The organism is Chryseobacterium indologenes (assembly GCF_001295265.1).
Lineage (GTDB): Bacteria > Bacteroidota > Bacteroidia > Flavobacteriales > Weeksellaceae > Chryseobacterium > Chryseobacterium indologenes_A.
In genome coordinates this window covers 1-15,377 of record NZ_LJOD01000003.1, presented here as the reverse complement: position 1 = coordinate 15,377, position 15,377 = coordinate 1, and the positions used below count along the sequence as shown (strand labels likewise).

The following is a 15,377-nucleotide window of genomic DNA, read 5'->3' as shown; positions in this document are numbered from 1 at the left end:
ATGTGTTTTATTGAATTAAAGGAGCTGCCGCAGCTCCCGTAGAAGAGGCCTTAAGATCTTGTGTAGAACTTACATCCTTTGCATAGGATCTGTCAAAAACTAATAAATTAAGCGTCCATTCACCGGTAGGTAATGATGAGGCCGGAGAGAAGCCCTGATAATCTGCTTTCAGCTTCCATGTTCCCCCTAAGGGATAAGCATAGATCTGAGGAACAGGGGTTACCCAATCTGTAGAAGATCTCACAGGCTGAGTAAAACCAAAAGAAGAGATCACTACAAAAAACTTCTGAGCATTAATTTTAGTATCAAACTGGTTTACCCAATCTTTATCTGAAGGATCACAGGTTATTTTAAACTGAATAAGATTAATGGGTGCAGGTGAATTAGGTACAAAGGAATCATTGTAAGCTGTAATTTTATTTTCCGGTGCGGGAGATTTAATAATAAAAGTATAATTTTCATTGGCACCAAGCTTTTCCATGGGCTTCTTGAAAACCATTCCTGAGGTTTTCATTGTCCCGTTTACGGTTAACTCTTTTTCGGGTGTGGCAGTGTTTATACCAACCTGAGCGTTCATAAGCACAGCACCTGCTACAAGCGCCATCGAAATAATTTTCGTCATTGAAATGTGTGTTTATTGATTACTTAACTTTAGCTTTATATGCGGAACTCCGGATTAACTAACAGACACGGCAAAGCCTTTACTTTCTGCCAGGCATAGTATTAATGGAAAGCATATAAAATTTATGGATTTAGTCAGACAGTAACTTACAAGAAGCATGCCATATGAATAATAATCAAAAAATAATTATTTATTGTAAATAAAATAAGCAGTTTAATACAAAAATATTAAATACAAACCTAAAAACAACACAATAAATTAAAATATTAACAATAACAAAAAGAATATTTTTGCAGATTGATAAAGAATCAGTCGTAATATTGGAAAGCACTTAATTAAATAATGCGGAAACTGAGATTAAATGTATTAAATAGAAAAACTGGTGTTTTCTGTTAATCATAAAGACAGAAATGAATAATATGAGATCAGCTCAGAACCTGCCTGGAATAGAATATAGTTAATAAAAATTACATGCAAACTCCGAGTATGCTTTTTAATGAAATAAAAAAGACTGCTTATTCAGCAGTCTTTCTATTTTATAGTAAGTTGTATTATACTTTTTCAACTTGCATATAGCTAAGTTCCATTGGGGTTTTTCTACCGAAGATTAATACAGAAACTTCAATTTTCTTTTTATCTTCAAGAATTTTTTCAACTGTACCGTTGAATCCGTTGAAAGGTCCGTCAATCACTTTAACGTTCTCTCCTACTACATATGGAATTTCAACATCGCTTGCGAATTCTGAAAGTTCATCCATTCTTCCAAGCATTCTGTTCACTTCAGATTTTCTCATCGGAACAGGATCACCTCCTTTTGTTAAACTTAGGAAAGAAATTACACCAGGAATATTTTTAATAACGTGAGGAATTTCTCCCATCAGATCAGCCTCGATCATCAGGTACCCAGGATAGTAAGGTCTTTCTTTAGGAACTTTTTTACCGTTTCTGATTTGAATTACCTTTTCCATAGGAATAACCACTTGAGTAACGTACTGCTCAAACCCTAAACGTTTGATTTCTGTCTCAATATAGTTTTTCACTTTATTTTCCTGTCCGCTGATTGCTTTCAGCACATACCATTTCAATTCGCTCATTATGGGAAAATACTTTTGTTTTAGTTGAACACGTTAATTAGCATTCCAATTATGTTGCTGATTGCTTTAGAAAACAATTCATCAACTCCAAAGGTAAATAATGCCAAGATTACTGTTGCTATAGTCACTACAATTGTAGAAGACTGAAGATCAGCCCACTTTGGCCATTCAACTTTATGTCTGAATTCGTTATAAGAACCTTTTAAAAAATCGACAAATGAACTCATACGATATTTATATTTGCACGGGCACAAGGATTCGAACCCTGATCAACGGTTTTGGAGACCGGTATCCTACCATTGGACGATGCCCGTAGTTTAAAAAAGCTTCCGTAAAGAAATCCCTTACGGAAGCCTTTTATATTTTTAAGATAATTACTCGATGATTTCAGTAACCTGACCTGCACCAACTGTTCTACCTCCTTCTCTGATCGCGAATCTAAGACCCTCGTTAAGAGCGATTGGCTGAAGCAATTCTACAGTGATTGTTAAGTTATCACCAGGCATTACCATTTCTACACCTTCTGGTAAGAAGATCTCACCTGTAACGTCAGTAGTTCTTACGTAGAACTGAGGACGGTATTTGTTGTGGAATGGAGTGTGACGTCCACCTTCTTCTTTAGAAAGGATATAAACCTCAGCTTTGAATTTTTTGTGTGGCTTAACAGAATCTTTCTTAGCGATAACCATACCTCTCTTGATGTCAGTTTTTTCAATACCTCTCAACAATAGACCTACGTTATCACCAGCTTCACCTCTGTCTAGGATTTTTCTGAACATCTCAACCCCTGTAATTGTAGAAGTTAATTTTTCATCACCCATACCAACGATATCAACTGGATCACCAGTGTTGATAACACCAGCCTCGATTCTACCAGTTGCTACAGTACCTCTACCTGTAATAGAGAATACGTCTTCAATTGGCATCAAGAATGGCTTATCCTGATCTCTTACAGGCTGCTCAATCCAAGTATCAACTGCATCCATTAATTCTTCAACAGTCTTAACCCACTTCTCATCTCCGTTAAGAGCACCAAGAGCAGATCCCTGGATTACTGGAGAGTTATCTCCGTCATATTCGTAAGTAGATAATAAATCTCTAAGTTCAAGTTCAACAAGCTCTAAAAGCTCAGCATCATCCACCATATCCACTTTGTTCATGAAAACAACGATTCTTGGTACGTTTACCTGACGGCAAAGAAGGATGTGCTCTCTAGTTTGAGGCATTGGTCCATCAGTTGCAGCACATACTAAGATAGCTCCATCCATCTGAGCAGCACCAGTTACCATGTTCTTTACATAGTCGGCGTGACCTGGACAGTCAACGTGCGCATAGTGTCTGTTTTCAGTTTCGTACTCGATGTGAGCTGTATTAATAGTGATACCTCTTTCTTTTTCTTCTGGAGCAGAGTCAATAGAAGAGAAATCTTTTTTCTCAGCAAGACCCTTGTTAGCTAATACACTACTGATAGCTGCAGTAAGTGTAGTTTTACCATGGTCAACGTGACCAATAGTACCAATGTTCAAGTGTGGTTTGTTACGATTAAACGTTTCCTTTGCCATGATTTAAAATTATTTATTTATTGTTTTTCAAATTTTCGGTGTGCAAATATAATGAATTTTTAAATACCAAAACCTTTTTAATGAAAAAAAGTTTCAATATTCAAATCCAATGAAGTACAAACCTTATATTTCAATGTATTGAGACTGCAAATTTACATAATTTTCCGGATTGAAAAAAACTTTGTGAAAGCTTTTATGAAAAAGCCTGAAATACAGAATATTCCAGGCCCAGTTAATATAATATAAATGAAAGAAAACTAAATCTGCCGGGACTTTTTGGTCCTGTTAAAGATCCAGAAAATAATCGGGAAAATAAGCAGGGTAAGAACAGTGGCTGTAATCAGCCCTCCAATGATTACAATAGCCAGAGGTTTCTGCGATTCAGACCCGATACCGGTAGACAAAGCTGCCGGCATTAGTCCGATGGACGCCATAAGAGCCGTCATGATCACGGGTCTTGTTCTGGATTTAACACCGCTTAAGATAGCATCATCTATAGTAAGCCCGTTTTTCACATTCTGATGGAATTCCGTAATCAGGATCACCCCGTTCTGTATACAGATTCCTAAAAGAGCAATCATTCCTACTCCAGCAGAAATTCCAAAATTAATTCCTGTAATATGGAGCGCAATGATTCCTCCAATCAGTGCAAAAGGCACATTAGCCAGTACCAGAAGTGAATCTTTCATATTCCCGAACAGGATAAATAATAAAAAGAAGATCATCAGAATGCTCACCGGTACCACCTGAGCAAGCCTGTGAGAAGCCCTCTGCTGGTTTTCAAACTGTCCGGTCCACCCGATAGAATAGCCCTCCGGAAGTTCAATATTCGCTACTTTTTTCTGGGCATCCGCAATGGTACTTCCCAAGTCACGGTCACGGATAGAGAATTTCACGCCGATATATCTTTTAATATCATCTCTGTAGATAAATGCGGCGCCGTTATCTTTTACGATGCGGCTGATTTCCTTTAAAGGAATTTTGGCTCCGTCCTGTGTAGGCACCATTAATGAGGCAATATCATTTTCATCTTTCCTGTATTCCTGAGAATAACGGAGACGGATGGGAAATTTCCGCTCACCGTCAAACATTTCCGAAGCGGTTTTTCCTCCGAAAGCCATTTCCAGAACAGCCTGTGCATCTGCAGGCATCACTCCGTAAGCCGCCATTTTATCCCTGTCCAGAACCACACTTACTTCCGGCTGCCCTATATTTTTAATAATTCCCGGATCTTTTACCCCGTCTACATTTTTAATCTGCGCCAGCACTTCTTCTGCCAGCTTATCCAGAGTTTCCAGATTATCGCCATAAATCTTGATTCCGTTTTCTGCTTTAAATCCGGCTACTGCTTCAGCCACATTATCAGAGATCGGCTGTGAATAGTTAAATGTAATTCCCTGGTAACTTCTGAGTTTTTTATCAATCTCGTCAATCAGTTCTTCATAGCTGATTTTACGTTTCCATTCATCTTTAGGCTTAAGGTTTACGGCAAACTGTACAAACCCGAATCCGTTAGGGTCTGTCCCGTCGTTGCTTCGGCCTGTCTGTGCCAGAACATCTGTCACTTCCGGTACACTCATGATGTCTTTCTTAAGAAGATCGGCTGTTTTCAGTGATTCTTTTAATGATGAACTCATCGGCATTTCGGCGGTAATCCATAAGGACCCTTCGTTAAGCTGAGGCAGGAATTCGGTTCCCAGAAACTTTCCGGAAAATAATGTTACTCCTAAAAATACAATGGCCACAATAAGGCTCATTTTTTTATGTTTAAAAGTATAGTTGAAGCCTTTTAAAACAATTCTGTCCCAAAAATTAACAAACGGATTGTTCTTTTCTTTTACATTCTTATTTAATAAAATATGGGAAAGAACCGGAACCAGCGTTAGCGTGAATATCAGCGCACCCATCAGGGCAAAGCCCAGGGTAAAGGCAAGAGGCGAGAACATCTTTCCTTCTACTTTCTGAAATGAGAAAATAGGAATCAGGGAGGTAATAATGATCAGTTTAGAGAAGAAAATTGCTTTTCCCAGGCCGGTTCCTGTCTGCTTGATCCATCCTCCTTTTGACAACTTGTTGAATTTTTCCGAGCCATATTTATGAGCTTTATGATCAAGCATTACGAAGAGACCTTCCACCATGACGACGGCTCCGTCTATAATGATCCCGAAGTCCACAGCTCCCAGGGAAAGAAGGTTCGCACTCATTCCCGCCAGCTTTAAACACAGGAATGCAAAAAGCAGGGATAAAGGAATGATGATGGAAACAATGAGTGTTGTTCTCCAGTCTGCCATAAAGATCAGAACGATTACAGTTACCAGCACAATCCCTTCAATCAGGTTATGCATTACGGTATGTGTGGTAAAATCCATCAGGTTATCCCTGTCGTAGAAGGTAACCATCTTTACATCTTTCGGAAGGATTTTATCGTTGAGCTCTTTAATTTTTGCTTTTACTCCTACCAGAACCTCTCTTGGGTTTTCTCCTTTTCTCATCACCACAATTCCTTCTACGGTATCGCCATGATTATTCAGGGCTGCCTGTCCTACTCTCGGCATAGAGCTTTCATGAACATCTGCAACATTTTTTACCAGCACCGGGTTTCCGCTGTCGTTCTGTATGGTGATATTTCCGATATCGGATATGGATTTCACAAGTCCTATACCTCTTACCACGTAAGCCTGGCCGTTCTTTTCAATAACATCCCCTCCTACATTCAGGTTGCTTTTGGTAACTGCATCGTATACCTGAAGCGGGGTCAGGTTATATTTATCCAACGCTCTCGGATCTATGCTTAATTCAAAAACTTTGTCCTGCCCTCCGAAAACATTGATATCTGCTACTCCGGGAACACCTCTTAAAGCACGGTCGATAACCCAGTTCTGAAGGGTCAGCAGTTCTCTGGAGTCTTTGGTTTTACTTTCCAGTGTATATCTGAAAATCTCACCGGTTGGCCCGTAGGGTGGCTGAACTTCGGGATCTACCTCATCAGGAAGGCTAATGGTTCTTAACTGGTTATTGACCTGATTCCTGGCAAAAGTATCATCCACCCCGTCATCAAACAGAATTTTAACGATGGAAAGTCCAAACATGGTGGTACTTCTTACGCTTGTTTTCTTTTGAACCGGGCTCATAGCCAATTCGATGGGGGTAGTAACAAAACGTTCTACTTCTTCAGCGCTACGCCCATTCCATTGAGTAATGATGACAATCTGGGTATTGGTAACGTCAGGAAAAGCTTCAATAGGCATATTTTTGAAACTGATGAAACCTGATATTGCTAAAATGGCTACCCAGATAAAAGTAAAAGCTTTATTTTTTAAGGAAAAAGCAATTATATTTTTAATAAATTTATTCATGATTGATTACATTGATGACCTAAAAAAGCCGTTGAAAGAATTTTAAAGCGGTGTTTAAAAAATTAGCTGTTCAGGGAACAGTAAATCAGCAGCTGGTTGTTGGTGATTACTTCTTCTCCTTCAGACAGGCCTCCTCCCACATAGGTAACTTCTCCTACCTGCTTCAGTACTTTTATTTCTTTCACTTTAATATCGGTTCTGGATTTAAAAACCACAACAAAGCTTCTGTTATCATCAAAAATCACGGCTTTTGAAGGGACGGTAAGTGCTGTATTGCTTTCAGAGCTTGAAACCTTTATGGTTGCTTTACTTTCCGGAATGAGAAGCCCGTTTGTATTATCCAGAACAACTCTTGCCTGCATGGCATTGGTTTCGGGATCAATGATCTTAAATATTTTATCAATTTTTCCGTCAAAAATTTTATCCGGGTAAGACAGAGTTGAAACCTGAGCTTTCATTCCAAGGCTGATTTTGTCTATATCGGATTCATTCACATTCATGATAGCCCATACATTGGTGGTATTGGCTACATCAAATATATTTTCACTCCGGTCACTTCTCAGCTGCATATCTTTATTGATATTTTTCTGGACAATGTATCCGCTGATGGGGGCTACAACATTGTAAATATTTCCTTTTCTCACATTGTATACCGTACTTACCGCAGTAGCTCTCTGCAGTTGGTCCTGCGCTTTCTGTAAAACACTTTTAGCTTCCAGAACCTCTCTTTCTGTGGTTAGTTTCCCTTCAAACATTTCTTTAGCCACCCGAAGGTTATTCTGGGCAACCACCAGGTCAGTTTTGGCGTCACTTACATCTTTCTGCACTTCTGCGAGCTCTGTGCTTCTGATTGTAGCCAGAACCTGACCTTTTTTCACATAATCTCCCAACTCTGCATTCACACTTAAAACATTTCCTCCAACTAAAGGGTAAACATCAATATAACTGTTTTTATCCGCAGAAATTTTTCCATAGAAATTATATTCATCTTCTATATATTTTTTTTCAACTTTTGCGAGGGAAATGGAGCTCAACATGGTATTGCTCAGCTCAAAGCCTTTTTTAGCCTGTGGTTTCACCTCTTCTTTTTTCCCGCAGGATAGTAAAGTAAGGGCAATCAGTACAGGGGTAATATATTTTTTCATGATTAATAGAAGATTTTCGTTTGTATTAATTGATTAAGTTGTTCTGCCGACTGGATGATTTCATTTTTCATGTCATAAATCTGAAGAGCAGTCTCTCTGTAGCTGTCCATGAAATCTGTAAATTCAATAAGGTTTACATTGCCTTTTCTGAAGTTTTTCATCATCCCGTCATACACTAAATCCATATTATTAAGGTCAGTTGTTTTAATTTCTGCCAGCTGATCGTATTGGGTTTTCCATGTTTTATAGGCCGCCTGTACTTTTGTTTCGAGGTTTAATTTCTGATAGTCTGCATTTTTCTGATTCTGCTGAATAGCATAATTTGCTTTTTCAACATTTCCCTGATTGGCTCTCCATAAAGGTAATGGAATGGCTACCATAAGATTCACCTCATTTTTAAACGTTCCTCCGTTCTGGTCCCATCCGGCTCCTACATTCAGGTCCGGAACATTCATAGATTTCTGCCACTGAGCGTATAATCTGCTGTTATCGATTAATTTTAAATAATACTGATAGTCTGCATTGTTTTCCAGGGCTTTCTTTTTAAGCTCTTCATCGTCACCGAAAGGTTGTGCTGCCAGAATATCTTTTGCTTCTGCGTCGGAAAGCCGGGGTTCAATATCTTCGGTAATGCCTGTCAGCAGTTTCAGATTCTGTTCAAATTCAAGAATATTTTTATTAATACCAAGCTTATCATTGTTCAGCTGGATCACAAGGCTCTGTAATCTTACTTCGTCTTTAAGGGAAACGTTTCCTTTTGCCGACTGTACGCGGTAGGCACTCAAAAGATCATTCATATACCCTAATTGCTTATTGGTATTGTCAAGTTTAAGCTTTTCGTAATAGAGATTGAAATAAGCAGTACGTAACTGGGTCCTTAGATCTACGAGCAGTTGAGAAAACTGAAGCTGTGCCAGTTCTTTATTTGATTTTGCAAAAGCAATTTCATTTTTCTTTTTTCCGCCCATATAAATCAATTGGGTAACCTGGGCCCCTTTTGCCTGGCCTGCATCAAATATTTTTTTCCCTTCAGGGTTGTATGCGTTAATCTGGCCGCTGAGCTGAGGGAGTTCCCAGATTTTTGCCTGCAGAATATCTGCATCAGCCATATTGATGTTGTATTGTTCTGCGAGAAGCTGAAGGTTGTTCTTCTGAAATGCTTCTTCACATTCCCAAAGAGACAGCTCCCGTTGCTGCCCCGCCATGAATGAGGAAATGGCAATGAGCAGTCCGGCAATCTTGTTCATTCTTTTTCTTTTTAGAGTACAAAATTGCTTTGATGCGATTAAAACGAACTTAAAGAAGCCTTAAAAAAAAATTAAATTTCCTTTGGATATTACTGTTGCAGAGAACTCCTTTTTATCCCTGCACGTTGAATTTATATGAAATTAATTCATGGTTTAACAAAGGTATTCATCAATATGATGATTAAAGTAGGTATTGAAACCTCAAAAAATCAGATACGCTGAAATTTGTTTAGCTGCTTATTTGTTAAAAATGACACTGAATTTATTAAGCCTTTCAGCGGGGGAAGAATATATAATTTGTGCACCGTGATATTCAAGAATTCTCTTAACAATGCGAAGGCCCAGACCTGAGCCTGAAATATTCTGAGAATTGTTTCCTCTCATAAAGGCTTCAAAAAGCCTGGACTGCTCCTCCTCCGGAATGGTATTACCATGAGAAATAACATCTACCCTAAGCTCTTCATGGGTTTCCGTAATGAGAACATCCATTTCAGCATCATCAGAATATACTGCAGCATTCTTAAACAGGTTGATAAATACAATAACCAGCAACGACTGGATTCCATTGATGATAAGAAGACCGTTCTCAGACGTATCTTCGGAGATCAGAAAATCCATTTTAAGCGTAGGATAACTTTTTTCTACTGCTTCAAAAGCTTCAAAGATTACTTCATCAATTCTTACTTCTTCATAAATACTCTGAATATTTTCTTTATCAAATTTTGTGAGCAACAGCAAAGAATTCGTGAGATCTGACAGCTGATAAATGTCGCGTTGAATTTGCTTTAAGGAAGATAAGGTTTTGGGGGAATGTTCTTCAAACTTAATTAGATTCTCCAGCTGAAAGGCCATTCTTGTAATGGGCGTTCTGATCTCATGCGATGCACTGGCTGTAAAGTCTTTCTGCGACTGAAAGACATCATCCAGCCTGCCAATCATGGTATTGAATGATTTTGCCAGCACATTAATCTCATCATCCGACTGCCGAACGGGGATCTTTGTAGTGAGCTTATGGGCCGTAACTTCTGAGATCTCCTGATTAAGATCTTCCAGAGGGCGTAAAAATTTCCCCATGAAATAATAGCTCAGAAAGCCGATAAAAAGTGTACTCATTACATAAGCCGCAATCAAAAGGTATTTCAGGAACGCCAGCTTCGATTTACCGTTGGTATCAAAGGCACTGGTGAGAATATAATAGTTTTCACCGTTGATATTCCGTAATGCTGCATAAATCTCGGGAACTGTTTTTTCTGTGTAAATGATTTTCTTTTCATCCAGCTCTTTCAGCAGCGCGTTATCCCAGGTAACATTCCGGTCTTTAATGGTGCTGTAGATCAGTTCTTTTTCGCTGTTAAAAATTAAAATTGTTTCATTCAGGAGAATATTATCCGAGTTTTCATTAAAAAAAACAGGGGCTTCTTCCTCAAAATCCTTGGATTTTGAAATGAAATGACTGGTAAATTCCAGACGCTGCCTGAATCTTTCTTTAAATTCGTCTCTCCGGAAATCATTAAAGGACAGGTAAATTACCGCCATCACCATTGCAAAAAGCAGGGAAAAGGCGATGCTGAGTGTTAATGCTATCCTTCTTTTTAATGACATTGATTACAACGGGCTTAAATAATATCCAAATCCTGAACGGGTATGAATGAGTTTAATTTTAAAATCTTTATCAATCTTTTTCCGTAAAAAGTTAATGTAAACCTCTACGGTGTTGGTATTCGTATTAAAGTTATGTTCCCATACATGTTCAGTGATCTGCTGTTTGGAAACGGTTCTTCCCTGTGCCTCGGCAAGATAAACCAGCAGCTGAAATTCTTTCAGGGTAAGGGCAATTTCATTTCCTGCACGGTAAACCTTCTGTTCAGTTTTATTAATGATCAGATCATCTACCCTGATAATATCCTGATCTGTAGCATCTGATGGTGCTTTTCTCCTCAATAGTGAATTCATTCTCAACAAAAGCTCTTCAAACTGGAAAGGTTTTACGAGATAATCATCTGCGAGACGGGTAAAGGCATCTTTTTTATCAGAGATATCGCCATAGGCCGAAATAATAATGATCGGGGTATTCTTATCAAAGGAACGGATCGTCTGGCAGACATCAAGTCCGTTTATTTTAGGGACATTAATATCGAGCAGATACAGATCATAGGTATTATTTTTAATCTGGCGGAGAAAAGTTTCTCCGTCATAGATTTTATCACACGTAAAATGATTAGATTCTAAAAATCTGCAAAGCTCTGCGGAAAGAATAAGATCGTCTTCCAGTAAAAGAATATTCATCAAAATTTATTTTACACGAATTTAACTATTTTTTTTATGACGTACAGCAAACCATTACAATCAGCCTACTATTATTGTTCCTTTATGATTATTATATGGAGAGATATTAATTTTTTTGACAGAAGTACAGCAAACGCTTCCGTCGAATCTTTCAAGCAAGAACTTCAGAAGGCAGCACACAGGAGTGAAAGGCAGAGCTTTTCTCTATTCAGATTAGCTCAAATTTTTGCATAGTCCCTAACTTTTGAACCTGATCCAATACTTAGCCATATTTATTCCTGGCTTCGGGGCAAAAAAAATCCCGGAAAATCCGGGATAATATTGAGCCAACTACGGGACTTGAACCCGTGACCTCTTCCTTACCAAGGAAGCACTCTACCGCTGAGCTAAGTCGGCACTGAACTAAAAAAATCACACTAATGAGCGTGATTTTCTTTGAGCGGAAGACGGGGGTCGAACCCGCGACATTCAGCTTGGAAGGCTGACGCTCTACCAACTGAGCTACTTCCGCAATTTTGTTTCCAAAACTATTGGTAAACGCTGTGCAAAACTAAGAAAACTTATTTAATTCTGCAAGTTTTTTTTCAATATAAAATGTGGGGAGAGCAGGATTCGAACCTACGAAGCCGAAGCAACTGAGTTACAGTCAGTCCCATTTAGCCACTCTGGAATCTCCCCAGATATTTTATATTAATGAGCCTCCAGAGGGATTCGAACCCACGACCCCGAGATTACAAATCACGTGCTCTGGCCAACTGAGCTATGGAGGCAAATAAAAAAGAATTCAAAAGATCGCTGTTCCCTTTTTGCGAGTGCAAATATAGAACGGATTTTTTGAATTCTCAAATTTTTCTATAACTTTTTTTAAACTTTTTTACTACGCCATTTCTTTTTTCTTGATTAGTAGCTTTTTAGCAGTATCAACACAAAGGTCTAGACTTTCTTCAAAACTGGCAGATGTCTTTTTTACTACAATATCGTCTCCCGGAACCGCTAAAATAATCTCAGCTGTTTTATTAGCTTTATCGGAGTTATTTTCAACTTTCAAAAAAACCTTACACTCATGAATTTTATCATAGAAGGTATCTAATTTGCTTACTTTTTTGTCAATGTGTGATTCTAGTGGTTCGTGTGGAGTTAAACCAATTGATTGTACTGTGATCTTCATAATTCTTCTTTTTTAGACGCTCGAGGATGAGCCTGATTAAACACTTTTTTCAATTGTTCAATATTAGCATTCGTATAGACTTGAGTACTGGCAAGACTGGAATGCCCTAATATTTTCTTTACTTTGGAGATCTCCGCCCCATTATCCAGAACATGTGTAGCAAAGCTATGCCGCAGGATATGAGGACTTCTTTTTTCTTTTGTTGTTACAAGACTAAGGTACTTATTAACTACCACATAAACAAATTTTTCATTGAGTTTTTTACCCTTTTTATTGACAAAAAAATATGATTGATGTCCGTCCGTAGGTTTCCTTATTTCCAGATAACTTTTAAGCAGCTCCGAAAGACCTCCGGAAATAGGAATAAATCTTTCCTTATTCCCTTTTCCAATTATTTTCAGTTCGTTTCCGCTTATATTAACATACTCAAACATCAGGCCACAAAGCTCAGCTTTCCGGATTCCGGTCTGATATAACACTTCCATAATACATCTTTCGAGAATATCATGTACTTCCGTAAATACTTTATCATTGAGCTCCTGCATTTCCTGCTGCGACATAGGAATCTGTTTTTCAGCATAAAACTTCAGAGAAGACAGGCCTTCTGCCGGAGAAACTTTAATTTCACCTATTTTTAAAAGGAAAAGATAAAAACTTCGAAGTGATGATAATTTTCTGTTGATGCTTCTTTTTGAAATGCCATTTTCGCTTAGCTCAATGATAAAATTACGGATGACTTTTTTATCTGCCCCGGAAAGATCATCTGAAGATTCTGTTCTGAGGAAGAAATAAGAAAAGTCTTCAAGGTCTTTTTTATAGCTTGTAATAGTATGAGGAGAGTACCTCTTTTCGAACTGTAAATATTCTAAAAATTTATGTAACATTTACCGGTATATAAAAACAAAAATTCACTTCTCAAATATACGTATTTAAGAAGTGAACTAATGTATGTGGGTTAAGAAAATTCTTAAGCCTGCTCTTCTTTGCTAAGATTTCTCTGCTTGTGAGCAGCTTTAAGTCTAGCTTGTCTTAAAGTTACAGAAGGCTTAATAAACTGTTGTCTAGCTCTTAATTGACGAACTGTACCTGTTTTATCAAATTTTCTTTTATATTTTTTTAAAGCTCTGTCGATGGATTCACCATCTTTTACTGGAATTATTAACATATTTTACATCTCATTTTGGATTGCAAAAGTAATACATTTTCACTAAATAACAAAATTATATTCATTAAAAAGAAACAATCAATTTTAATTTCAAGAAAACACATTATAAAAACAACAAATCAAAACCAAAACAAGTGAAACACATTTAATATTTTAAGCTAAATAATGAATTTAAATAACCTAAAATAATAAAATATTAATATAATCATATTTTTATTAAATTTGGATTTTTAAAATAATAAACCGGATGCCATGAAAAACAATTATCCTTTGTTGATGACCCTCTCCATTTTCAATTCAGCTTTTTTACTTACCTAAGTAACAGAAAACCATATCCATAAAAAGTCATTTAAACAAAAACATTTTCCAGATATGCTAAAAAAAATACTTTTTACTTTATTAGCACTCTTCTATCTATCTCTTTCCGCACAGGAAGACTGTATTTCAGCGATTACGGTATGTGGAAACTCCAATATCAACTACACCCCTTCAGGAATAGGAAATAATAATGAAAATTTAGGAGGATGTCTTTCATATGAAAATCATTCAGTCTGGTATAAATTTACTATTGCAACCAGTGGCACTCTTACCTTTGACATCGCCCCAACGGGACCTGTCGATTACGACTGGGCAGTTTATGGCCCGAATGTAACCTGCTCCAACAGAGGAACCCCTATCCGCTGTAATGCCTCCGGGGAAAACGGAGCCACAGGACTGAATATGAGCAGCACACAGACTTCCGTACCCGGAGGATTCGGCCAGCCAAGGTATTGCAAATATATGGATGTACTCGCCGGGCAGACCTATTATTTATATATAGATAATTGGTCGACCACTGTCTATACATTTAATTTAACATGGGGAGGCACAGCTACTTTTGTTTCACCTTTCAATAATTCTTCCTCAGCACCCAATCCGTTTATACCACCGGGAGCTCCGGGTCCGAATGCCAATTCACCACGGGAAATCCCAATCTGCGGCACTACAGCTCTATTCGATTTCAGCAGCTTATCTGCAGGAATATTAAACGGAAATCCCAATTTCACCGTTACTTATTTCAATAATGCCAATAATGCTGCCACCGGAACGAATCCTATTACAGCTCCAACTACCGTAAATACAACCAATACTTATTATTATAGTATTAATTACCATGATCCGAATAGCCCTACAAGCACGATCAATGCATGCAGACAAACCAATGCTATTGTCTTCAGAAACAAAAGTATTACTGCTGCAATAACACCTTCGGCTACTGTTTTATGCCCGGGAGGAAGCATTACCTTAACGTCAAACAATCCTACAGGAAATACATGGTCTACAGGAGCCACTACCCCTTCTATTACAGTAACTGTTCCGGGAACTTATACTTTAACAACCACGAACGGAACCTGTACAAGCGCTCCCGTTTCTACGACTATTAACCAAGATACAGATCCTAATGTAACGGTTACAGGAAACTTAACCCTCTGCGAATCCAGCAGCACACAACTTACCGCTTCGTCTACCGGGACGGGAAATACCTACACCTGGTCTACAGGAGCCACAACACCGGCGATTACCGTATCAGCACCGGGAACTTATACTGTTACCGTGAAGACACCCGCCAACTGCCAGTACACGAAATCTGTCACAGTAACACAAGGCATTGTTCCTGCTGTTCAGAATTCAAGTTTGAGCCAATGCTCCAATACAGCAACAGCCATTTTTGACCTTACTTCAGCACAACCTA

At 38.2% G+C, this 15,377-nt stretch carries 12 protein-coding genes, 5 tRNA genes and 1 pseudogene; 1 reads left to right on the top strand and 17 read right to left on the bottom strand.

What is annotated here, in order from left to right; all coding sequences use genetic code 11:
- Positions 1-7 precede the first annotated feature (7 nt).
- The 17 genes from AOB46_RS06150 to rpsU form a co-directional block, all read right to left on the bottom strand.
- Positions 8-622, bottom strand: a complete 615-nt coding sequence (locus tag AOB46_RS06150) for a hypothetical protein (RefSeq protein ID WP_062697365.1) — start codon at positions 620-622, stop codon at positions 8-10.
- A gap of 551 nt (positions 623-1,173) precedes the next feature.
- On the bottom strand, positions 1,174-1,716 hold the full coding sequence (nusG, locus tag AOB46_RS06145) for a transcription termination/antitermination protein NusG (protein WP_002976412.1): 543 nt from the start codon (positions 1,714-1,716) through the stop codon (positions 1,174-1,176).
- Between the two features lie 20 nt (positions 1,717-1,736).
- Entirely contained in the window at positions 1,737-1,943 is a 207-nt protein-coding gene (secE, locus tag AOB46_RS06140; RefSeq protein ID WP_034702507.1) for a preprotein translocase subunit SecE, read from the bottom strand.
- A gap of 16 nt (positions 1,944-1,959) precedes the next feature.
- Positions 1,960-2,030: transfer RNA gene (locus AOB46_RS06135), tRNA-Trp, on the bottom strand.
- Positions 2,031-2,090: 60 nt separating this feature from the next.
- Positions 2,091-3,278 (bottom strand): elongation factor Tu, encoded by a 1,188-nt coding sequence (gene tuf, locus AOB46_RS06130; protein ID WP_062697363.1) that lies wholly within the window; start codon positions 3,276-3,278, stop codon positions 2,091-2,093.
- Positions 3,279-3,535: 257 nt separating this feature from the next.
- Entirely contained in the window at positions 3,536-6,634 is a 3,099-nt protein-coding gene (locus AOB46_RS06125) for an efflux RND transporter permease subunit (protein ID WP_062697361.1), read from the bottom strand.
- Positions 6,635-6,696: 62 nt separating this feature from the next.
- Positions 6,697-7,779: an efflux RND transporter periplasmic adaptor subunit gene (locus AOB46_RS06120; RefSeq protein ID WP_062697358.1), complete on the bottom strand. Its 1,083-nt coding sequence runs from the start codon at positions 7,777-7,779 to the stop codon at positions 6,697-6,699.
- Between the two features lie 2 nt (positions 7,780-7,781).
- The gene (locus tag AOB46_RS06115; protein WP_082377031.1) at positions 7,782-9,026 is read right to left on the bottom strand and encodes a TolC family protein; all 1,245 of its coding nucleotides are present in this window, start codon (positions 9,024-9,026) and stop codon (positions 7,782-7,784) included.
- Positions 9,027-9,263: 237 nt separating this feature from the next.
- Entirely contained in the window at positions 9,264-10,628 is a 1,365-nt protein-coding gene (locus tag AOB46_RS06110) for an ATP-binding protein (protein WP_062697356.1), read from the bottom strand.
- Positions 10,629-10,631: 3 nt separating this feature from the next.
- Positions 10,632-11,312 carry a response regulator transcription factor gene (locus AOB46_RS06105; protein ID WP_062697354.1) on the bottom strand — a complete coding sequence of 227 codons (681 nt, stop codon included), beginning with the start codon at positions 11,310-11,312 and terminating at the stop codon, positions 10,632-10,634.
- Positions 11,313-11,636: 324 nt separating this feature from the next.
- Positions 11,637-11,708 (bottom strand) — tRNA-Thr (locus AOB46_RS06100).
- A 42-nt stretch (positions 11,709-11,750) separates the two neighbouring features.
- A tRNA-Gly gene (locus AOB46_RS06095) sits at positions 11,751-11,823 on the bottom strand.
- Positions 11,824-11,909: 86 nt separating this feature from the next.
- Positions 11,910-11,990 (bottom strand) — tRNA-Tyr (locus AOB46_RS06090).
- Positions 11,991-12,008: 18 nt separating this feature from the next.
- A tRNA-Thr gene (locus AOB46_RS06085) sits at positions 12,009-12,082 on the bottom strand.
- Positions 12,083-12,189: 107 nt separating this feature from the next.
- Positions 12,190-12,480: an HPF/RaiA family ribosome-associated protein gene (locus AOB46_RS06080; protein WP_062697352.1), complete on the bottom strand. Its 291-nt coding sequence runs from the start codon at positions 12,478-12,480 to the stop codon at positions 12,190-12,192.
- Positions 12,477-13,364, bottom strand: coding sequence for a tyrosine-type recombinase/integrase (locus AOB46_RS06075; protein ID WP_062697350.1), 888 nt, complete (start codon positions 13,362-13,364; stop codon positions 12,477-12,479). The genes AOB46_RS06080 and AOB46_RS06075 overlap by 4 nt, the downstream gene beginning before the upstream one ends.
- An 83-nt stretch (positions 13,365-13,447) precedes the next feature.
- Positions 13,448-13,645, bottom strand: a complete 198-nt coding sequence (gene rpsU / locus AOB46_RS06070) for a 30S ribosomal protein S21 (protein WP_062697349.1) — start codon at positions 13,643-13,645, stop codon at positions 13,448-13,450.
- A gap of 372 nt (positions 13,646-14,017) precedes the next feature.
- On the opposite strand from rpsU, the pseudogene AOB46_RS06065 reads away from it, so the two are divergent.
- Positions 14,018-15,377: pseudogene (locus tag AOB46_RS06065) on the top strand (hypothetical protein); the annotation flags it as partial.

What these genes read in the sequence shown, in the direction of transcription:
- AOB46_RS06120 (WP_062697358.1), bottom strand. Translation starts at nt 7,779, where the DNA reads ATGAAAAAATATATTACCCCTGTACTGATTGCCCTTACTTTACTATCC.
- AOB46_RS06115 (WP_082377031.1), bottom strand. Translation starts at nt 9,026, where the DNA reads ATGAACAAGATTGCCGGACTGCTCATTGCCATTTCCTCATTCATGGCG.
- AOB46_RS06105 (WP_062697354.1), bottom strand. Translation starts at nt 11,312, where the DNA reads ATGAATATTCTTTTACTGGAAGACGATCTTATTCTTTCCGCAGAGCTT.
- AOB46_RS06110 (WP_062697356.1), bottom strand. Translation starts at nt 10,628, where the DNA reads ATGTCATTAAAAAGAAGGATAGCATTAACACTCAGCATCGCCTTTTCC.
- AOB46_RS06075 (WP_062697350.1), bottom strand. Translation starts at nt 13,364, where the DNA reads ATGTTACATAAATTTTTAGAATATTTACAGTTCGAAAAGAGGTACTCT.
- rpsU (WP_062697349.1), bottom strand. Translation starts at nt 13,645, where the DNA reads ATGTTAATAATTCCAGTAAAAGATGGTGAATCCATCGACAGAGCTTTA.
- AOB46_RS06125 (WP_062697361.1), bottom strand. Translation starts at nt 6,634, where the DNA reads ATGAATAAATTTATTAAAAATATAATTGCTTTTTCCTTAAAAAATAAA.
- AOB46_RS06080 (WP_062697352.1), bottom strand. Translation starts at nt 12,480, where the DNA reads ATGAAGATCACAGTACAATCAATTGGTTTAACTCCACACGAACCACTA.
- tuf (WP_062697363.1), bottom strand. Translation starts at nt 3,278, where the DNA reads ATGGCAAAGGAAACGTTTAATCGTAACAAACCACACTTGAACATTGGT.
- nusG (WP_002976412.1), bottom strand. Translation starts at nt 1,716, where the DNA reads ATGAGCGAATTGAAATGGTATGTGCTGAAAGCAATCAGCGGACAGGAA.
- AOB46_RS06150 (WP_062697365.1), bottom strand. Translation starts at nt 622, where the DNA reads ATGACGAAAATTATTTCGATGGCGCTTGTAGCAGGTGCTGTGCTTATG.
- secE (WP_034702507.1), bottom strand. Translation starts at nt 1,943, where the DNA reads ATGAGTTCATTTGTCGATTTTTTAAAAGGTTCTTATAACGAATTCAGA.